This is a genomic window from Methylobacterium sp. DB0501 (genome assembly GCF_011043735.1).
GTDB classification, from domain to species: domain Bacteria; phylum Pseudomonadota; class Alphaproteobacteria; order Rhizobiales; family Beijerinckiaceae; genus Methylobacterium; species Methylobacterium alsaeris.
In genome coordinates, this window is record NZ_JAAKGV010000006.1 from 192516 (window position 1) to 211932 (window position 19417).

A 19417-nucleotide genomic window follows, 5' to 3' on the forward strand; every position below is an offset into this window, starting at 1 on the left:
CGGCTCATCGTCTGAGGGTCGTTTCCGCCGCCGCGACGAGCCACGCCGCCATCGCGGGGGCGACCGGATCGGCCCGGCTGCTCCAGCGCGCCACCTGGATCTTCGAGGAGGGCCGCATCTCGGCCCGCCGCACCAGCCGGGTCAGCCGACGCCGCCGGAGCGCGTCGGCAACGAAGAGCGAGCGGGCGAGGACGATGCCGTTGCCCTCCTGCGCCGCCTGCAAGGCGACGCCGATATCGCGAAAGCGCAACGCGGGCGGGCGCCGCCCGTCGTCGCCGAGCCACGTCGCCCAGGACCATTCGTTGCCGATGCCGTCGGCGGCCTGCCCCTTCGCGAGCAGCGGGAGCCGGCGCCAATCGCCGTCCTGACGGGAGCGCCGGAGCAGGGGAGCGGCGACCGGGAAGACGGTCTCGGCGGGGAACGGCGTTTCGCACCGGCCGCCGCCTCGCGTCTCGCGGGGAATCCACAGCAGCGCCAGATCGACCTCGCCCGGCATCGAGCCCGGCTTGCCGTCCCAAGGCCGGCTCTCCCACGTCGTCACCTCGATCGTGAGCGCCGGAAACGCGGCGGCGAGGTCGGGGAGGCGCGGGGAGAGCCACCAGGCGAGCAGGGCGCTGCTGACGCCGATCCGGAAGGGCCGCGAGGCCTGCTCGACCGGCACCGCCTCCCGCAGGCCCGCCAGCGTCCGGAGCAGCGGGGCGACATCCCGCGCCAGGCGCTCGCCCGCCGGCGTCGGCCGCAAGCCGGGATTGAGCCGCTCCAGCAGGGGCGTGCCGAAATACGCTTCGAGCCCGCGCAGGCGGTGGCTCACGGCGCTCTGGGTGAGGCCGAGCTCGGCGGCGGCCAGCGTCACGCTCATGTGCCGCAGCACGGCGTCGAACGCCACGAGGCCGGGGAAGGGAGGCAATCGCCGCATCGGACTCATCGTGAGCCCATGAAACGGGTTCATGCGCCCCGTTTCAACTCTCATTTGCTTCGCCGGCGTCGGTTCGCCCTGATCGCGGCCATGATCAGCACCTGCCATCTCTCCGTCACCTGGGATCGGCGCGCGCGGCTCACCGCTTGCGTGCTCGGCCTGGGGGCCTTCCTGACGCAATTCGACGTGACGGCCCTGGTCGTCGTCATGCCGGAGATCGGCCGCGACCTCGCCGTCGGCACGCCGAGCCTCGCCTGGGTCGTCGATGCCTACAGCCTCGCCTTCACGGCCGCCCTGCTGGCCGCCGGGGCCCTGGCGGATCGCCACGGCCGGCGCCGCGCGCTGCTGCTCGGGAACGCGCTGTTTCTCGCCGCCTCCGTCGCCTGCGCCCTCGCCGGAACCGCCCCCGCCCTCTGGGCGGCCCGGGCCGGCCAGGGCATCGGCGCCGCCTTCCTGATCACCGGCGCCATCGCGTCGATCGCCGCCACCTTCCCGGATGCCGCGTTGCGGGCCCGCGCCCTGGCCCTGACCGGGATCCTGTCGGGCGTCGCGATGGCGTTGGGACCGACCCTCGGCGGCCTGCTCGCCTCCTGGCTCGGATGGCGCGCGATCTTCCTGGCGAACGTCCTGCCCTGCGGGCTGATCGCGCTCGCCGTGCCCCGCGTCGTCGGCGAGGCGCGGACGGGGAGCGGGTCGCCGATCGACTGGCCGGGCCTGCTCGTCCTGACCGGCGCGCTCGGCCTCGCGGTCGAGGGCGTGCTGCAGGCGCACGCCACCCCGGTCGCGGGCGCGGCCGGCCTCGCGGCCAGCCTCGCGCTCACCGTCGCCTTCGCGCGCAGGCAGCGCCGACGGGCGCATCCGCTGCTCGATCCGGCCCTGGCGTCGGATCGCGGCGTGCGCGCCGTCATCGTGCTGCTACTGGCCGTCTCGGCCGGCTACTGGGCCGTCCTGGTCTCCCTGCCGGCCTTTCTCATGGCGGCCCACGGGCTGGGCGCGCAGGAGGCCGGCCTCGCGCTGCTCGCGGCGACCCTGCCGATGCTGGTGCTGCCTCCGGTCGGCGGCCGCATGGTCGGGCGTCTCGGCTGGCGGCATGCATGCGGAGGCGCACTCGCGCTGATCGCGCTCGGGAACGCGGTCCTGGCGGGGACCGCCTTCGCCGGCGCCCAGGCCGTGGCCGGAGCGCTCGCCGGCATGGTGGCGATCGGAGCCGGGGCAGCCCTCGCCCATTCCCAGCTCACGGGAGCCGTCGTGGCCCTCGCGCCACCCGGGGCCACGGGCATGGCCTCGGCCCTCACGATGGTGGCGCGTCAGGCCGGGTTCGCGCTCGGCGTGGCGATCCTCGGCGTGCTGGCGCCGACGACGCCCGGCGGTCCCGGATACGCGGCCGTCTTCGCCTTCGCCGCCGTCGCCGGCCTGATCGGGCTCGGGGCCTGCCGGGGGCTGCCGGGCGTCTCCGCTCGGCCGCGATGACCGCTTCACGCCGGATGCACGCGCGTCCGGCTCAATACTCCCACTCCGCCCCCACGCCCACGGCCGTCCGCCCATCCGCCCCGGCCTCGCCCTGCACCTTGATCCGCCCGGTCACGTCGTAGGTGATGGTCGCGGCGCTGTCCTCCGGCCGCGCCCCGGCGCGCACGCCGACATTGACCCGCTCGCCGAGCGCCCGCGACAGGCCGACCGCCGCGCCGCCCTTCGCGCCGGCCTGGATGTCCAGGCTGTCGAGGCCCAGACTCTTGCGGGCGCTCTCGAACACGTCGGGCCCGCCCGACCCGCCGGAGAGCTGGGCGACGGCCTGCGCCAGCTGCAACGCCTGGAACGGCGACAGGCCGCCCGAGGCCTTCTTGAACAGGAGGCGCGACAGCACCTCGTCCTGGGGCAGCGGCGGCTCGGAGGTCAGGGCGAAATCGGGCTGGTTGGCCGGGCCGGTCACGGCGATCTTCGCCGTGACGTCGCCGGCCTGGGACTGGGCCAGGAAGTCGAGGTCGGGCGCGGTCAGGTCGCCCGCGAAGGTCAGGCGGCCGCGGGTGAAGTCGAGGCGCTGGCCGACGATCTGGATCCGGCCGCGGCGCATCGCGAAGGCGCCGTTCGCCACCGGGGCCGCCGAGGTGCCGGTGAGGCGCAACGATCCCCCGAGCTCGGCGTCGATGCCGCGGCCGCGCACGGTGATGCGGCCCGGCGCGTTCACCGCGAGGTCGAGGGTGGCGAGGAAGGGCGGCGCCTTGCGGCCGCGCCGCGCCGCCGCCTCGCGCTTCGATCGCGCGGCGAGGCGGGCACGGGTCTGCGGCGGCGCGTTGACGTGGCGGATGCCGGGAAGGGGCTGCACGGTGGCGGGCAGGCGGTCGGGCACCGAGACGTCGAGGGAGACCACGTCGACCTGGCCGGTGACCCGCGGGGTGCGGGCGAGCGGCCCGGTCAGCGACAGGTTGAGCCCGGAGATCAGGGTCATCAGCGGGCTCGAGACCAGCTCGGCCCGGTCGGCCCGGATGGTCAGGTTGCCGGGAAATCCCGCCGCCGGCTCGACCGCGACGCGCCCTTGCGCCTGCAGGGTGCCGCCGTTGCGGGTGGCGGCGGTCAGGCGCTCGATCACGATCGTGTCGCCGCGACCGGTGACCCGGCCCTGGATGTCGGTGAGGCGCACGCCGTTGAGCGGGTCGGTGAAGCTGCCGCCGGAGAGCACCGCCGAGCCGTCGATCCGCGGGGCCTGGAGCGTCCCGGCGATCCCGGCATCGAGGGCGACCCGGCCGGTCAGGCGCTGGCCGCCCGCCGCCAGCAGCGTGTTGGCGAGCGCGGCGTCGACGGTGCCGCGGGTGCGGAGAGACAGGGCGCCGCCGGGCTCGACCGGGAGCGAACCGGAGAGGGTGAGCTGCACGCCGCGTCCGGCCGTGACCGTGCCGTCGAGGCCGGCGCGGCCGTCCTCGATCCGGCCCGAGGCCCGGGCGTCGATCGGCGGCAGGCCGGCGGAGCGGGTCTCGGGCGTCACGAGACGCGAGAGGCTGAGCGCGTAGCGGCCCTCCGGGCTCGCGGCCGGGCCGGCGAGCGAGGCCTCGCCGTCGAGGGTGCCCGACAGGCTCACGCTGGGTGCGGCGATGCGGGCGAGCGCCAGCGGCAGGCTCTTCAGGCCGAGCCGCAGGTCGAGATTCCGGCCGATCGTCCCGTCGAGGCTGGCCCTCCCCGAGCCGGCCGCGATGGCGAGGCCCGCCACCGTCACGCCCTCGTCGCGGAACGTGAGGGTCGCGGGTCCGGCGAGCGCCAGCCGGTCGGCGCCGCGCACGGCGCTGAGGCGCGCGAGGTCGAGGCGCGGCGGCGCGGCCGGCACCAGCCGGGCGGCACCGTCGAGGGCGAAGCCCCGGGCCCGGGCCTGGAGCACGAGGTCGCTGCCGTCGGGCGCGGGCCTGGCGTCGAGGCGGATCGCCTCGATCGTCTCGGAGCCGGCGACGAGCCGGTCGGCGTTGAGCCTCCCCGAGACCCGGGGGCTCTGCCGGAGATCGGTGCCGGCGAGGTCGGCGTCGAGGCGCGAGAGCGCCACGCCGGCCCCGCGCACGCCCTCGCCGGTCGCCCGCAGCCGTGCGTCCTGCCGGCCGCCGGAGCGGGACAGGGTGACGGCGGCGTCGACGCGCCCGGAGAGGCGGGTCAGCGCCAGGGGCGAGAGGTCGTCGAGGTCGCCGGCCTTCAGCGACACCTCGCCCTCGGCGAGGCGGGAGGTTGGATCGAGAGCGGCGCGGCCCGTGAGCGCCACCGAGCCGAGGGTGACGCCGAGCCGGTCGAGCAGCCAGTCGGCATCGCGGCGGGCGAGGTGGACGTCGCCGGCGAGCGGCTTGCCGTCGATCCGGCCGGACAGGGCCAGCGTCCCGTCGAGGGCGCCGGTCACGTCGGTGAGGCTGGCGCGGGCGGCGAGGTCGCGGATCGGGCGTCCCATCGCCCGGGCCTCGGGCGCCGAGGCGGTCAGGGCCACGTCCGGCCGCTCCAGCGAACCGGTGAGGCGGGCCTCCAGCCCGGCCTGTCCGGCGAGTTCGGGGTCGATCGTGGCGAGGTCGGCCAGCTCCACCCGGCCGGTCATGTCGGCCCTGGCCTCGGTGGCGCGGCCGTCGAGGGTCGCGGTCACCGAGTGCCCGCTCAGGCGCGCGGCCTGGACGGCGTAGCCGTCGGGCAGGCGGGTCAGGCGGCCGGCGAAAGACGGTGCGCGGCCGAGGGTCCGGTCGAGGGCCGGGGTGCCGAGAAACAGCTTTTCCGTGCTCGCCTCGACGTCGGCGGTCACGCCCGCCCGGCCGGGATCGCCGGAGAGCAGCGCCTTCGCGGCGATGCGGCCGCCGAGCGGCCGGCCGGCGGCGAGCGAGAACGCCGCGAGGTCGGGCAACTCCGCCTGGAGCGTGCCCGCCACCACGTCGCGGCCGATCCGGCCGGTGTAGCGGGCGCTGGCGGTCGGTGCCTCGATGGTCACCGCGTCGAGATCGGCGACGCCGTTCGGGTCGATGCGGCCGGAGAGCCGGAAGGCGGCCTTCGGGCCGATGGCGCGGCGCAGGGCGGGATCGGCGAGGTGGAGGCCGTCCACGTCGGCGCTGGCGGCCAGGCGGAAGGACTGGCCCGGTTGCCGGTCGCCTTGCGGGCGCGGCAACGGCTCGGCGACGAGGTCCGCGCTCGCCCGGCCGAGGCGGCTGCCCGCGGCCGAGAGGCCGGCGGCCCGGAGGGTTCCGCGCACGGCCGGGGCGTCGAGGGGGCCCTTGAGGGTCGCATCGAGCACCAGGGCCTCGAGGGTCGCGTCGCCGGCCTTGGTGACGCCGCCCTCGGTCGGCAGGGCCCGGGCCTGGAGGGCCAGGTCGGCGTTGCGGGCGGCGTCGACGCCGCCGTTCAGCGCCAGCCGGGCGGTGCGCGAGGTCAGCTCGAACCGGTCGACCCGCACCGCGCCGTCGTCGACGAAGCGCAGGGAGCCGTCGAGGCGGGTGGTGCCGGCGAAGATCGCGGCGAGCGGCCCGGGCATCAGGCCTTCGACCTGGGAGGCGAGGTCGAGCACCATGCGGCGCTCGGTGCCGGCCCGGTCGATGCGGGCCTTGCCCTGGGCGCCGATGCCCTCGCCGGCCCGGAAATCCAGGGTGGCGTTCCAGGCGTCGAGCGTGCCGCGCCCGTCGAGGTCGAGGGTGACCGGCGGCAGGCCGGGCAGGTTCATCAGCCGCGCCGCGAGGCCGCCGGCCGGCTCGTCATGGGCGAGCTTCACCTCCAGGCGCCCGCTCTCCGGCGCGTAGGCGAGCTTGATCGTGACGGTGCCGGGCTTGTCGAGCCGGCGCAGGCCGACGCCGAGATCGAGGCCCTCGCGCGGGTCGCCGAGGGTGGCCTGGCCGGCCCCGGCGATGCGGGCGGCCTCGCCGACCACCGGCTCGCCGAGGACGAGGTCGCCGAGCGCGAAGGCCTTGACCACCACCTTGACCGGCAGGTCGGGCAGCAGCGCCTCCTTGTCCTGGGACGGCGGGGTGGCCGAGGGCAGGGGGCGGCGGAGCACTTCGAGCCGCCCGATCTCCAGCCGGTCGATCTCCAGGCGCCGGGAGAGGAGCGCGGTGCGGCGCCAGATCAGCCGGGCCTTGTCGAGGCGCAGCCACACCCCGTTGCGGTCGGCGATGGCGACGTCGCGGATCGTGGCATCCGAGGAGAGCGCGCCGTCGACGGCGCCGATCGAGACCCGGGAGGTCGGGGTCGAGAGGGCGCGGGACAGGAGGTCGCCGAGGATCGTGGTCTCGCCCTCCGCCGCCTCGCCGGTGGCGGCGTGGCCGAGCCAGGCCAACCCCAGGAGAAGGACGGCGACGGCGGCGGTGAGGAGGCGCGAGGCCCGCATCTGCATCATTCAGAAGGCCTGACCGAGGCTGATGTAGAGGGCGACCGGCGGCTGCTTGAGCTGCTTGTCGGGGTTCAGCGGCACCGCGAGGTCGACCCGGATCGGGCCGATGCCGGTATAGTAGCGAAGGCCCAGGCCCGCCGCGACGCGGATGCGCTCGTCGAAGTCGGGCAGGGTGCCGGCGAAGGCCGTGCCGGCATCGACGAAGGGCACGATGCCGATCGTGTCGGTGATCTTGATCCGGCCCTCGATCGAGCCCTCGAGCAGCGAGCGCCCGCCGATCGGCAGCTGGTAGGGACCGATCGGCCCGACGGTGCGGTAGGAATAGCCCCGGATCGAGCCGCCGCCGCCGGCGAAGAAGCGCAGCGAGGCCGGGATGTCGGCGAGGCTCGCGCCGCTGATCGAGCCGAAGCCGAGGCGCGCCGCCAGGATGTAGCGCCCGTCGTCGTCGAACGAATAGTAGGTCGAGCCTTGGGCCTTGGCGATCAGGAGGTCCGGGCTGTTGCCGAGGCCGGCATAGGGCGTGAGCGAGGCGGTGACGCGAACGCCTTTCGTCGGGTCGAGCAGGCTGTCGGTCGAATCGTAGGTGACGCCGGCATTGAGGCCGAGCAACCCGTAATCGACCTTGCCGAGCGCGTCCCGGTCCGAGCCGGCCCGGCCGTCGACCCCGATCTGGGCCGAGAAGGCGTCGGCGAAGCGGTGGCGGATCGCGACCGTGCCGCCGGTGGCGTCGCTGAGATAGGATTGCTGGACCTCGCGGCCGATGAAGGCGGTGGCGACGAGGTCGTTGCGGGTGCCGAACAGGGCCGGCTTGACGAAGGTGGCGGCGAGCCGGCCGCCGAGGCCGTTGGTCTCGATGCCGGCGAGCCGCCGGCGGCGGGCGTAATAGTCGGTGCCGAGGCCGAGATAGGACAGGTCGGCGTCGATCCGCAGGGTCTCGCCGCCGCCGAACAGGTTGCGGTCGGCCCAGTAGGCGCGCACCCCCGGCCCGTCGACGGTGGAGTAGCGCGCCGACACGCCGACGATGTGCGGCGCCCGCTCGGTGACGTCGACGAAGACCGGCAGCCCGCCATCGGGATCGAGCGCCGTGCCCTCGCGCACCCGCACGCCGCCGAGCGCCTCGATGCGCGAGACCGAGCGGCGGATGTCGGAGAGCGCCTGCGGCGAGTAGGGATCGCCCGGCTCGGCATAGATGAACGAGCGCACCACCGCCGGATCGATGGTGCGCGTGCCCCGCACCGTGACGGGGCCGAGCACCGCCTTCGGCCCCGGATCGACCACGAAGGTCACGTCCATGGCCCGCGCGGCGTGGTCCACGACCGGCTCGCGCCGCAGCACCTTGGCGAAGGGGTGGCCGTCGCGGCGAAACTGGTCGATCAGCGCCGCCTCGCGGGCGAGCACCGTCGAGGAGCGCGCCGGCACGTCGTCGCCGAGGCGGGTGAGGCGGGCGGGCACGGCCTCGGGCGGGAACGGAACGCCGGCCGGGTCCAGCACCACGATGCGGCGCAGGTGGTAGAGCGGGCCCTGGTCGACGGAGATCCGCAAAGCCACGAGGGTCCGGTTGCGGGCGGCCTCGGCGGCGCGCACGGCGGCGCGGGCGGCGGCATCGCCGCCGAGCACCACGTCCTCGATGCGGAACGACACGGTGCCGGCATAGTAGCCGAAGCCCCAGAGCGCATCGACGAGGCGGGTCGCGTCGGCCTCGGCCCGGCGCAGCAATCCCTCGCCGTCGGGCGGCGCGTCGTTGCGCAGGCGGTAGAGGCTCGACGTGTCCTGGAGGGCGCGGAGCAGGTCCTCGTCCTCGACACCCTGGAAGCGGATGGCGTAGGGCAGGGCGGCCGGGCTCGGGGCCGGCGGCGCCTCCTCGGAGCCGAACAGGCCGAACAGGTCGAAGGCCCGCGCCGGCTCCGCCGCGCTCATGCCGAGCGCGAGGCCGAGACCGAGCGCCCTCGCGACTCCCGCCGTTCCCGCTGACGGACGCGCCCACGATGCGCCAGGACATTCGCCCCGACGACGTTCGCCCCGATGACCTTCGACCCGATCCCGCATGCCCCCCGGCCGTGCTGCAAGGCGGCGCCCAACCAGGCGCTGCCGGATACTCATCTCACGCCACCGGCGTGCCCTGCTTCCGCCTGCGGGCGGATCTCGTCAGTGCGGCGCCTCGACCCCGCGCTACGACGACCCCGTCTTCGGACATCTGACCAAAGGGTCGCGGGAATTCGTGTCCAAACCGTGTCCGCGGACAGGCCGGCTCCCGCGACAAGCTAGAGCATAAGCCGGCGGAACGGGAGCCTGGACCGGCCGGACGGGCCGGCCGAACCTGTGCGGCGCGCTGCGCTAACCCTCTGGCGGCGGGGACAGGATCACGGCTGACCGCGGCGCGCGGTCGCGCCTGCCTGCGGGCGGGTCGGCGCGTTGTGCGTGCTCATGTCGTCCCCGTTCCTCACAGGGTCTCGCCCATGGTCCCGGTCGTGTTCCATCCGGCCTACGAGGCCGCGCTGCCGGACGGCCACCGCTTCCCGATGGGCAAGTACGGGCGCCTCGCCGCCGCGATCGCGGCACGGGGCCTCGTCCCCGACGGCTTCGTGACCCCGGAGCCCGCGAGCCCGGAGCTGATCGGCCTTGCGCATGTCGGTTCTTACGTCGAGCAGGTCGTCGCCGGCACGGTGCCGCGGGCGGTCGAGCGGGCGATCGGCCTGCCGGTCGACGACGGGGTGGCGCGCCGCTCCCTCGCCTCGGCCGGCGGCACGCTGCTGGCCGCGCGGCTGGCGCTCGCGGGCGGGCTCGCCGGCAGCACCGCGGGGGGCAGCCATCACGCAAGACAGGACGGGGGCCGGGGGTTCTGCGTCTTCAACGACGTCGCGGTGGCGGCCCTGGCACTCAAGCGCGAGGGCACGATCCGCCGGGCGCTGGTCATCGACCTCGACGTGCACCAGGGCGACGGCACCGCCGACTGCCTGAAGGACGAGCCCGACCTGTTCACCTTCTCGATGCATGCCGAGAAGAACTATCCGACCGACAAGGTGCCGGGCGACCTCGATGTCGGCCTGCCCGACGGACTCGGCGACGACGCGTACCTCGCGGCCTTGCGCCAGCACGTGCCGCGCCTGCTCGACGGGCAGCGACCCGACCTCGTCTTCTACAATGCCGGGGTCGATCCCCACCGCGACGACCGGCTCGGGCGCCTCGCCCTCACGGACGAGGGCCTGCGCCGGCGCGAGGCCTTCGTCATCGACGAGGTCCGCCGGCGCGGCATCCCGCTCGCCGCGGTGATCGGCGGCGGCTACGCGACCGACGTCGAGGCGCTCGCGGAGCGCCACGCCCTGGTCTTCGAGGCGATGGCGGAGCGGGAGTGAGGCAGGCGGCCGGAACGGCCGAGCCGGTCGCCCGTTATTCCCAGGACAAGATCCCTCGCCACGCATCCGGAGGATACGATGAGCCTCATCGGCCGAATCGTCACCAAGATCCTAGGCAACGACGATCCCCGCATCCGCCCCGACGGCCGCGGCCCCTACGACGACCGGGCCAACTACGGCGATTCCGGCAACCTCGTCGGCCGGCTCGTCACCAAGATCCTGCGCCGCTGAGCGGATTTCGCGAAGGCGGCCGCCGGTCACCGCGGCAGACACCTGCGGCACGACGAGAGCGGCGCCCGATCGCGCCGCCATCGGACGCGGCCCCAGGTCTCTGGGTCTGAGGCCTTTTCTTCGACCAACCGGGGACCGCCTCGTCGGAAAGACGCTCAAGAGCCCGAGCGGACGATGCGTTGGCCTGCCGATGCAGGTTTGCTCGGGAGCTCCTCCCATCCCGGTTCGACGACGCCCCCGCCGGCCCCCGGCGGGGGTGTCGCCGTTTCGGACGCCGGCGATCGGTTGGGACACCATCGACGTGCGTGCGTTTTCGCACTTGCGAAACGCGACCCGGCGCTTATCTTGTGCAGTGCAAGGTCGCGATGGCGTCGCGGCCCGGCAGCCCTCTTTGGGCGTTTCCTCCCTAGACTTCGGGCCGCTCGCAAGAGCGGCCTTTTTTCTTGGGCGCAGCGCATCGTCCTCCATCCTGACCCTTCGTCCTGAGATGCCGGCGATCGGAGATCGGTCGCCCTCGAAGGAGGGCTCCGGAGGCCGCGGAGATCCCCGGAAGATACGGCGTGATCGGCGTCACCCCGCCCCTCCGGCCGCTCCCAGCCACCGCCTTTGCGCAAACGCCACCCGCGCCGCACCCCGCGCGGGCCGCCTGTCTGGCACCGCCGCATCCTCCCCCGCGAGGATCCGGCGCTTGAGCGCCACCAGGGCCGGATCGCCCCAGCGCGCCAGCAGCGCCTGGAACGCCGCGTGACGCCCGGCCTCGAAGCCTCGCTCGGTCAGCGGATGCGGCGGGTGCAGGTGGAGGACCGGGGCGAGGCCCACCGGGATCGGCGCCGTGGCGGCGTGCAGGCGGCCCTGGCGCAGGAGCTTGTCGAACCACTGCGCGTGGGGTCCCGGATGGGCATCGGGCAGAACGACCTCGATGCGGTCGCGGCCCTGCGCCGCCACGAGCGTCGCCCCGAGCCCCGGCAGGGCGGCCCAGAGGGCGGCATCCGCCGGGCGGCCGCAGGCGGCGCGCAAGGTGGAGACGGCCTCGCCTCGGACCCGGGCGAGGAGACGGGCCTGGCGCAGGGGCAAGCCGAGGCAGAACAGCACGCCGTCCCGGTCCTGCGCCCGCGCCGCCTCGGCGTCGGGGCCGCCTTCGCTCACGGCGGGGGACGGACAGGGCGGCAGGGCGGCGACCGGACGGCACAGGGCGAGCGCGTGGCTCCAGGTCTCGTCCCCGAGGGCCGTCTCGTAGGCGACCGGCACGAGGGTGTGGGCCTCCGCCAGCACCAGGGCGCCGCGGGGGGTGACGAGGCCGGGGCGCCCGCCGCAGGGCGCCGCGGCCGGCTCGCCGGGCCCGCGCCGGAAGGTGGCGCCCGCGCCGTAGCCGCCGAGGCTCCACGTCGTGTCCGGATCGGCCAGGAACTGACGGATGACCGCCCGGAGAGCACCGGGATCCGGCTGCCGGATCAGCAAAGGGGCGTCCCCGCCTTGAGCGCAGCGCAGCAAACCGCTACCTCTTCGCCGGCAGGGGGCGCCTGCCCGGATCGAGAAACGCAGATCGTGTCGGAACCCTCGCCGTTGATCCCCGATCCGGACACCCCGGGGACCCGCAAGCGGGTCAGCGTCCGCGGTCGCCTGCGCAACTACTTCTTCACCGGCGTCATCGTCGCCGGCCCCCTGGCGATCACGATCTACATCACCTGGTGGTGCATCAGCCTGATCGACGGCTGGGTCAAGCCGCTGGTCCCCTCGGCCTACCTGCCCGACCATTACCTGCCGTTCAGCGTGCCGGGCCTCGGCCTCGTCATCGCCTTCGTGGCGCTGACGACGCTGGGCGCTCTCACCGCCAACCTGGTCGGCCGCTCGGTGGTCGAGTTCGGCGAGGTGCTGCTCGCCCGCACGCCGGTGATCTCGGGGCTGTATCGCGGCCTGCGCCAGGTCTTCGAGACCCTGTTCTCCACCAGCGGCACCTCGTTCCGCACCGTCGGCCTGGTCGAGTTCCCGGTGAAGGGCACCTGGTCGATCGTGTTCCTGTCGGCCCCGGCGGGGCCCGACGTGCAGACGGCCCTGGGCTCCGGGCACGACCATGTCGGCGTGTTCCTGCCCTGCGCGCCCAACCCGACCACCGGCTTCTTCTTCTACCTGCCGCGCGCCGAGGTGATCGAATTGTCGATCAGCGTCGACGACGCCGCCAAGCTGGTGATGTCGGCCGGCGTGATCCAGCCGGAGGACCCGCAGACCCGCCTGCAGGCGATGGCGGCGGGCCTGCGCGCCGCGCAGGTCGGGCCGATCGAGATGCAGCAGCGGGACCGCCTGGACGCGTGATGCGGCGTCTCGCATCGCCAAGCGATCCGCCCGTGATCGCCGGAGAGGCGCCGGCCCGCGGGAGGGGCCGCGCCGCTTTCGCCTGACGGCGATCGATCGGAAACCGGCCGGCCCCCCCTCCCCAATGACGATCGTGCCGCGGGCGCGCCTCCTCCCTGCCGGCGCGAAGAGTGCTACTGGGAGACGAGTGCGACCGGGAATCGGGCGGTGCGGTGCCGGCGGATCTCCGCCCGCGGCCTCCCCCGAGGTCCCCCGCGACCGATCGCCCGTCAGACAGGATCGCCCCTCACCCGTGACCGACGATACATCGAACCCCTCGGCGATCCGCCAGGCCGAGGATGGCACCGTGCGGCCCGACCATGCGGCCCTCGCGCGCGAGGTCGCCCGCCATTGCGCGGCCTACCGGGATCCTGTCCCGCGGCTCGCGCTCCGGCAGGTCGCCAACACTCTGCTGCCCTATCTCGCCCTCTGCGCCGTCATGCTCTGGGCGGCGGCGAACGGCCATGAACCCTGGGTGCTGCCGCTCGCCGTGCCGGCCGGCGGCCTGCTGGTGCGGCTGTTCATCATCCAGCACGATTGCGGGCACGGCTCGTTCCTGCCCTCCCGCGCCGCCAACGACCGGCTCGGCCGGGCCTTGAGCCTCCTGACGGTGACGCCCTACGACACCTGGAAGCGGGCCCATGCCCTCCACCACGCCTCCACCGGCGACCTCAGCCGCCGCGGCACGGGCGACATCCACACGCTGACCGTGCGCGAATACCTCGCCCTGTCGCGCTGGAACCGGCTCCGCTACCGCCTCTACCGCAATCCGTTCATCCTCATCGTGCTCGGTTCGCCGCTGAACTTCCTGGTCCTGCAGCGGCTTCCGTTCGGCGTAGGCCTGCCCTGGCGCACGGCGTGGCGGGACGTGCTCACCCTCGACCTCGCGCTGGTCGCAGGCACGGCGCTGCTCGCCGCGGCGGCCGGCGGCCTCGGGCCTGTGCTCTGGGTGCTCGTGCCGGTCGTCAGCGTCGCCGCCTGGATCGGCGGCTGGCTGTTCTACGTCCAGCACCAATACGAGGAGACCGTCTGGGAGGGCCCCGAGGCCTGGGACTTCCACCGCGCGGCTCTCGGCGGCAGCTCGTACTACGTCCTGCCGCGGGTGCTGCAATGGTTCACCGGCAATGTCGGCCTGCACCACATCCATCACCTCAACAGCCGCATCCCGAACTACCGCCTCCAGGAATGCCTCGACGGCCACGCGACGCTCGGCGAGGTCGGCCGCCTGACCTTGCGCGACAGCCTGCGCTGCCTCGGGCTGGCCCTGTGGGACGAGGAGGCCCGCAAGCTGATCGGGTTCTCGGGGCTTAGGGTCGCGGCCGGGCAGGCGGCGTGATCTGGTGGGGCCGGCGATCCCGCCGGCTCCCGCGCGGGCGGGGCGTGCCCCGCCCCGGCCTCGACCGCCCGAGCCTTGAGTGCCTAGTCCTCTTGGGTTAGTCCTCCACGCCGAGGCGGCCGGGGAGCCGCGCGACTCCAGGGAGGCTCCATGCCCGTGCGTCTGATCGGTGGCGGATTCGTCGGTATCACCCTCGTCGCGGCGAGCACGCTGGCCGCCGCCGACACCTTGCCGGCACGCAAGGCCGGCCTGTGGGAGAGCAAGACCGTCTCGGCGGAAGGCAACACGACCGCTCGCCAGTGCATCGACGAGAAGACGGACCAGATGGCCCAGGGCGCCCTCGGGGCCGGGCAGTGCTCGAAGCGCGACTTCGTCAAGACGAGCACCGGCTACAAGGGCGAGACCGAGTGCAAGATCGGCCCGATCTCGGCCAGCGGCACCAGCGTGATCACCGGCGACTTTGCCAGCAAGGTCCACATGGACGTGGACACGACGCTGACCGGCATCCCCAACATGAAGGAGCCCGTCCGGCGCAAGATGGTGATCGACGCGACCTATCTCGGGCCCTGCGAGGCGGGACAGAGCCCGGGCGACATTATCCTGCCGGACGGGAAGATCGTGAAGATGCCGCAGGGGGTGGGGCGGTAGGGGGCGGGCGACGAACGTCCAATCCCCCGGCAGGCGCGGTGCTGATGAGCCACAAAGCGGCCGGCAATTTCAGGCGCCGTCCGCGCCAGTGCCGTCCTCAGGACCAAGTCTTCGCGGCGGCGAGGTTATCGTCCATGCTTCGCACCATCTCGTCATCGGTGAGCACCAGAGCCGGCCGCCCCTCCACCTTGAGGTGGTCGCGCCGGTGCTTGAACCGTTTGCGCTCCACATCGTCGGCAAGGCTCGCATCGCGTCCGCAGATGACGGCATAGGCACTGGTCGCGATCGGGCCTCCGAATCCGGCGAGCGGGACCGAGTCGTTCGGGTGATCGGACCGGATCCACGCCCAGTCGAGGATCTGGCTGAAGCCGTGCGCGAGCCGCGGAGACCAGGAGCGGTACTGGACGGCGCCTCTCTTGAAGATGCTGTTTGCCTCGGCATCCTCGAACTCAATGAGCCCGAACCGTCGCTGACCGTCATTGCCCAGCACCAGATCGGTGCGGAACATGCCCTTCAGCGCAAGCTCGAACTTGATCATGTCCGGTGCCGGCAGGCCCAGCGTCGATGCCAACAGGCAGGCCATGTGCCGCCGCTTCTTGATCTCGGCCACGATGACAGCCTCGCCGACGAAGGTCACGGCAGCGAGCCACGACTTGAACGAAAGAAATTCGGCGTCAGCGGACTTCAGGTTGAGCTTGATCGACTCGAAAGCTCTCATCTACGCTTGCGCGAACGACTTGTCGACGATCGAGAGGATTTCCGGCTTGCCGTCTGCCGAGGGCTTGCGCCACAGCACACGCTTGGTGCCGAGGCGGGAGACGAACCGACCAACGTCGGTTGGCCTGGTCGTCACCGGATTCTCGATCTCGCCGCTCGCGAACAGACGCCGCAGAGCCGATTTCTCGGCCGGGGCGAGCGAGGCGAGCTGGGCGGCGGCCGAGTAGCTGATGTCGAACTTGGCCGCGCTCATCATGCCGTCCTCACGGCACGGATATGGGGCTGTGTGGGACGACAGTCTACGGAGTCGCCGCGCGCGCCCGCGACAACCCCGACCGGATCCGGGAGACGGCCTTGAGGCCGCCCCCTCACGCCGCCTTCTTCCTCGTGATCAGCTTCACCAGATCCCGCAGGATCGCGGTGGTCTCCTTCAACCGCTCCGCCACCGTCGCGAGATCACGGATGAACACCACGCTCATGTCCGGCCGCACCTTGGCGAAGGAGCGCTGGTCGGCGATGTAGCCGGCGAGCTTCGCCGGGTTGGCGAAGGACCGATCGCGGAAGTGCATGACGATGCCCTTCGGGCCGGCCTCGACCTTCTCGACGTTGGTCTCGCGGCACAGGATCTTGATCGTCACGATCTTCAGGAGCTGTTCCACCTCCGGAGGCATCGGGCCGAAGCGGTCGATCAGCTCGGCGCCGAAGCTCTCGAGTTCCCGGTCGTTCTCCAGGGTCGCGAGGCGGCGGTAGAGGCCGAGCCGCACCGAGAGATCGGCGACGTACTCCTCCGGCATCGTGACGGGGGCGCCGAGCGCGATGGTCGGCGACCATTGCTCGTCGGTCGGGAGCGCGTTGCCGGACTTGAGCGCGGCGACCGCGCTCTCCAGCATCTGCTGGTAGAGCTCGTAGCCCACCTCCTTGACGTGGCCCGACTGCTCGTCGCCGAGCAGGTTGCCGGCGCCGCGGATGTCGAGGTCGTGGCTGGCGAGCTGGAAGCCGGCCCCGAGTGTGTCGAGGGATTGCAGCACGGAGAGGCGCCGTTCCGCCTGCACCGTCAGGGTCTTGCCCTCCGGCGTGGTGAACAGGGCATAGGCCCGGGCCTTGGAGCGACCGACGCGGCCGCGCAGCTGGTAGAGCTGGGCGAGGCCGAACATGTCGGCGCGGTGGACGATCAGCGTGTTGGCGGTCGGGATGTCGAGGCCCGATTCGACGATCGTGGTGGCGAGCAGGATGTCGTACTGACCCTCGTAGAAGGCCGTCATCACGTCCTCGAGCTGGCCCGCCGCCATCTGGCCGTGGGCCACCGCCACCTTGGCCTCCGGCACCTCGCGGTCGAGGAAGCGCTTGACCTCTTCCAGGTGCTCGATGCGCGGCACGACGTAGAAGGCCTGGCCGCCGCGATAGCGCTCGCGCAAGAGCGCCTCGCGGATCGAGAGCGGATCGAACGGCATCACGAAGGTGCGCACCGCCAGGCGATCGACCGGCGGCGTCGCGATGATCGAGAGTTCGCGCACCCCGGTCATGGCGAGTTGCAGCGTGCGCGGGATCGGCGTCGCGGAGAGCGTCAGCACGTGGACCTCCGCCTTGAGCGCCTTCAGCCGCTCCTTGTGGGCGACGCCGAAATGCTGCTCCTCGTCGATGATGATGAGGCCGAGATCCTTGAAGACGATGTTCTTGGCCAAGAGCGCGTGGGTGCCGACCACGATGTCGATCGAGCCGTCGGCCAGCCCCTCGCGGACCTTCTTCAGGTCGGCATTGCCGACGAAGCGGGAGGCCTGCGCCACGTTGACCGGCAGGCCCTTGAACCGGGCCTCGAAGGTGCGGGCGTGCTGGCGCGCGAGCAGGGTGGTGGGCACCACCACCGCCACCTGCTTGCCGGACAGCGCCGTGACGAAGGCGGCGCGGAGCGCCACCTCGGTCTTGCCGAAGCCGACATCGCCGCAGACCAGCCGGTCCATCGGCCGTCCGGAGGTGAGGTCGCCGAGGGTGGCGGCGATCGCCGCCTCCTGGTCCTCGGTCTCCTCGTAGGGGAAGCGGGCGGCGAACTCGCCGTAGGTGCCTTCCGGCGGCGCCATCCTGGGCGCCGATTTCAGGAAGCGCTCGGCCGCGACCTTGATGAGGGCGCCGGCCATCTCCATGATCCGGCGCTTGAGCTTGGCCTTGCGCGCCTGCCAGGCCCCGCCGCCGAGCTTGTCGAGGGCGACGTCGGCATCCTCCGAGCCGTAGCGGGTCAGGAGCTCGATATTCTCGACCGGCAGCAGCAACAGGCCGCCGCTGTACTGGATCTCCAGGCAATCGTGCGGGGCGCCGGCCGCCGTCACGGTCTTGAGGCCGATGAACCGGCCGATGCCGTGATCGGCATGGACCACGAGGTCGCCGGGCGCGAGCGCCTGCACCTCCAGGATCACGTCCTGGGGCCGCTTGGCCTTGCGCTTGGGCCGCACCAGCCGGTCGCCGAGGATGTCGCCCTCCGCCACCACGGCGAGCTGGCCGGCGGAGAAGCCGCCCTCCAGGCCCCAGACCGCGACGCCGAGATCCTGGCCGCGCTTCATTGCCAGGATGTCGGAGAGCCGGGTAATGGTCTTGGGCTTTTGCAATCCGTGCTCGGTCAGCACGCCGCAGAGCCGGTCGCGCGAGCCCTCCGACCACGCCGCCAGGACGACGTGGTGGCCCGACGCCTGCAAGTCGCGCACGTGGCTCACCGCGGCGTCGAAGACGTTGACGCCCTCCTGGGCGCGCTCCGGCGCGAAGCTGCGGCCGGGCACGCCCTCGCAATCGATGAGGCGTCTCCCTGAGACCTCCGGCACGTCGAAGGGGGCGAGGCGGGCGACGGTGGCGCCCTCGATGCGCTTCGCCCACTCGTTCGGCGAGAGATAGAGCGCGTCGGGCTTCAACGGCTTGTAGGGCGCGGTGCCGCTCTGGCGCTCCTTCAGCGCCTCGCAGCGGGCGTCGTAATATTCCTGCACCTGGGACAGGCGCTCGGCCACCGCGTCGTCGGCCTGGTGGTCGAGGATCAGGGGCACGCCGGCGACGTAGTCGAACAGCGTGTCGAGGTGGTCGTAGAACAGCGGCATCCAGTGCTCGAGGCCGGCATAGCGCCGGCCCTCGCTGATCGTCTCGTAGAGCCGGTCGTCGCGGGTCGCGGCGCCGAAGGCCGTGACGTAGCCCTGGCGGAAGCGCCGGATCGTCTCGGTGGTGAGCTGCACCTCGCTCATCGGCACGAGGTCGAGGGAGCGCAACTGGCCGATGGTGCGCTGGGTCTCGGGATCGAAGGCGCGGATCGATTCGAGGGTGTCGCCGAAGAAGTCGAGGCGGACCGGATTCGGCAGACCGGGCGGCGACAGGTCGATGATGCCGCCGCGCACCGCGTATTCGCCGGTGTCGCGCACGGTGCCGGTGCGCAGGAAGCCGTTGGCCTCCAGCCAGGCGACGATCTGGTCGGTGTCGAGCGCGTTGCCGGGGGCGGCGGAGAAGGTCTCGACGGCGATGCGCGACTTCGGCGGCACGCGCTGCACCAGGGCGTTGACCGTGGTGGTGAGGATGCGCGGCTTCTCGGCCGAGGAGCGGGTGCGGGCGAGGCGCGACAGCGCCGTCATGCGCTGCGCCGCGATGGCCGGATTGGGCGAGATCCGGTCGTAGGGCTGGCAGTCCCAGGCCGGGACGCTCATCACCTCGATCTCGGGCGCCACGAAGGACAGGGCGCTGGCGAAGGCCGCCGAGCGGGTGCCGTCCCGGGCGACGTGGACCAGCACCGCCGGCCCCTCGGCCACCTGCGAGAGCGCCCGGGCGAGGTCGGCCACCACCAGGGCGTCGAACCCGTCCGGCACCCGCGCCAGCGTCGCGCCGTCACCGGCCTTCAGCGCCTCCACGGCCTTGGTCAGCGCCGCGGATTTCGGCAGGGCGAAGCGGGCGGCCGCGGGCTTCTTGACCGGCGCGGGCGGGGCGGGGGGCTGTGAGGAGCCTTTGGGGGTGGGCTTGGCCATCGGGTCTGAGCGGGTCTTTTTAGGCGTGCGGGGCGGGCAAGGAACAGCAGGGGATTACGG

At 73.1% G+C, this 19417-nt stretch carries 13 protein-coding genes; 6 read left to right on the top strand and 7 right to left on the bottom strand.

Features of this window, described 5'->3' with window-relative positions; translation table 11 throughout:
- Positions 1-4 precede the first annotated feature (4 nt).
- Positions 5-916 carry a LysR family transcriptional regulator gene (locus G4G93_RS10970; protein ID WP_165084061.1) on the bottom strand — a complete coding sequence of 304 codons (912 nt, stop codon included), beginning with the start codon at positions 914-916 and terminating at the stop codon, positions 5-7.
- A 90-nt stretch (positions 917-1006) separates the two neighbouring features.
- Here G4G93_RS10970 and G4G93_RS10975 point away from each other — a divergent pair, with 90 nt between their 5' ends.
- A complete protein-coding gene (locus G4G93_RS10975; RefSeq protein WP_165084063.1) occupies positions 1007-2386 on the top strand; it encodes an MFS transporter in 1380 nt (459 codons plus the stop codon).
- Between the two features lie 31 nt (positions 2387-2417).
- Here G4G93_RS10975 and G4G93_RS10980 read toward each other — a convergent pair whose 3' ends face one another.
- On the bottom strand, positions 2418-6737 hold the full coding sequence (locus tag G4G93_RS10980; protein ID WP_312891884.1) for a translocation/assembly module TamB domain-containing protein: 4320 nt from the start codon (positions 6735-6737) through the stop codon (positions 2418-2420).
- A gap of 9 nt (positions 6738-6746) precedes the next feature.
- A complete protein-coding gene (locus G4G93_RS10985; protein WP_165084068.1) occupies positions 6747-8657 on the bottom strand; it encodes an autotransporter assembly complex family protein in 1911 nt (636 codons plus the stop codon).
- Between the two features lie 539 nt (positions 8658-9196).
- On the opposite strand from G4G93_RS10985, the gene G4G93_RS10990 reads away from it, so the two are divergent.
- Both G4G93_RS10990 and G4G93_RS10995 read left to right on the top strand, forming a co-directional pair.
- Complete coding sequence (locus G4G93_RS10990) at positions 9197-10093, top strand: histone deacetylase (protein WP_165084070.1); 897 nt, start codon at positions 9197-9199, stop codon at positions 10091-10093.
- A 78-nt stretch (positions 10094-10171) separates the two neighbouring features.
- The gene (locus G4G93_RS10995; protein ID WP_165084072.1) at positions 10172-10324 is read left to right on the top strand and encodes a TFIIS helical bundle-like domain containing protein; all 153 of its coding nucleotides are present in this window, start codon (positions 10172-10174) and stop codon (positions 10322-10324) included.
- A 570-nt stretch (positions 10325-10894) separates the two neighbouring features.
- Here G4G93_RS10995 and G4G93_RS11000 read toward each other — a convergent pair.
- Positions 10895-11782 carry a DUF6925 family protein gene (locus G4G93_RS11000; protein ID WP_246736684.1) on the bottom strand — a complete coding sequence of 296 codons (888 nt, stop codon included), beginning with the start codon at positions 11780-11782 and terminating at the stop codon, positions 10895-10897.
- 87 nt (positions 11783-11869) lie between these two features.
- On the opposite strand from G4G93_RS11000, the gene G4G93_RS11005 reads away from it, so the two are divergent.
- From G4G93_RS11005 to G4G93_RS11015, 3 genes are all read left to right on the top strand, one after another.
- A complete protein-coding gene (locus G4G93_RS11005; protein ID WP_165084074.1) occupies positions 11870-12634 on the top strand; it encodes a DUF502 domain-containing protein in 765 nt (254 codons plus the stop codon).
- Between the two features lie 292 nt (positions 12635-12926).
- Positions 12927-14009 (top strand): fatty acid desaturase, encoded by a 1083-nt coding sequence (locus G4G93_RS11010; RefSeq protein WP_165084076.1) that lies wholly within the window; start codon positions 12927-12929, stop codon positions 14007-14009.
- Between the two features lie 150 nt (positions 14010-14159).
- Positions 14160-14657: a DUF3617 domain-containing protein gene (locus tag G4G93_RS11015; RefSeq protein WP_165084078.1), complete on the top strand. Its 498-nt coding sequence runs from the start codon at positions 14160-14162 to the stop codon at positions 14655-14657.
- Between the two features lie 97 nt (positions 14658-14754).
- On the opposite strand, the gene G4G93_RS11020 is transcribed toward G4G93_RS11015, so the two are convergent.
- From G4G93_RS11020 to mfd, 3 genes are all read right to left on the bottom strand, one after another.
- Complete coding sequence (locus tag G4G93_RS11020; protein ID WP_165084080.1) at positions 14755-15375, bottom strand: Shedu anti-phage system protein SduA domain-containing protein; 621 nt, start codon at positions 15373-15375, stop codon at positions 14755-14757.
- Positions 15376-15627 (bottom strand): hypothetical protein, encoded by a 252-nt coding sequence (locus G4G93_RS11025; protein WP_165084082.1) that lies wholly within the window; start codon positions 15625-15627, stop codon positions 15376-15378.
- A gap of 115 nt (positions 15628-15742) precedes the next feature.
- Positions 15743-19357, bottom strand: a complete 3615-nt coding sequence (gene mfd, locus G4G93_RS11030) for a transcription-repair coupling factor (RefSeq protein ID WP_165084084.1) — start codon at positions 19355-19357, stop codon at positions 15743-15745.
- Between the last annotated feature and the right edge of the window lie 60 nt (positions 19358-19417).

What these genes read in the sequence shown, in the direction of transcription:
- G4G93_RS10970 (WP_165084061.1), bottom strand. Translation starts at nt 916, where the DNA reads ATGCGGCGATTGCCTCCCTTCCCCGGCCTCGTGGCGTTCGACGCCGTG.
- G4G93_RS10975 (WP_165084063.1), top strand. Translation starts at nt 1,007, where the DNA reads ATGATCAGCACCTGCCATCTCTCCGTCACCTGGGATCGGCGCGCGCGG.
- G4G93_RS10980 (WP_312891884.1), bottom strand. Translation starts at nt 6,737, where the DNA reads ATGCGGGCCTCGCGCCTCCTCACCGCCGCCGTCGCCGTCCTTCTCCTG.
- G4G93_RS10985 (WP_165084068.1), bottom strand. Translation starts at nt 8,657, where the DNA reads ATGAGCGCGGCGGAGCCGGCGCGGGCCTTCGACCTGTTCGGCCTGTTC.
- G4G93_RS10990 (WP_165084070.1), top strand. Translation starts at nt 9,197, where the DNA reads ATGGTCCCGGTCGTGTTCCATCCGGCCTACGAGGCCGCGCTGCCGGAC.
- G4G93_RS10995 (WP_165084072.1), top strand. Translation starts at nt 10,172, where the DNA reads ATGAGCCTCATCGGCCGAATCGTCACCAAGATCCTAGGCAACGACGAT.
- G4G93_RS11015 (WP_165084078.1), top strand. Translation starts at nt 14,160, where the DNA reads ATGCCCGTGCGTCTGATCGGTGGCGGATTCGTCGGTATCACCCTCGTC.
- G4G93_RS11020 (WP_165084080.1), bottom strand. Translation starts at nt 15,375, where the DNA reads ATGAGAGCTTTCGAGTCGATCAAGCTCAACCTGAAGTCCGCTGACGCC.
- G4G93_RS11025 (WP_165084082.1), bottom strand. Translation starts at nt 15,627, where the DNA reads ATGAGCGCGGCCAAGTTCGACATCAGCTACTCGGCCGCCGCCCAGCTC.
- mfd (WP_165084084.1), bottom strand. Translation starts at nt 19,357, where the DNA reads ATGGCCAAGCCCACCCCCAAAGGCTCCTCACAGCCCCCCGCCCCGCCC.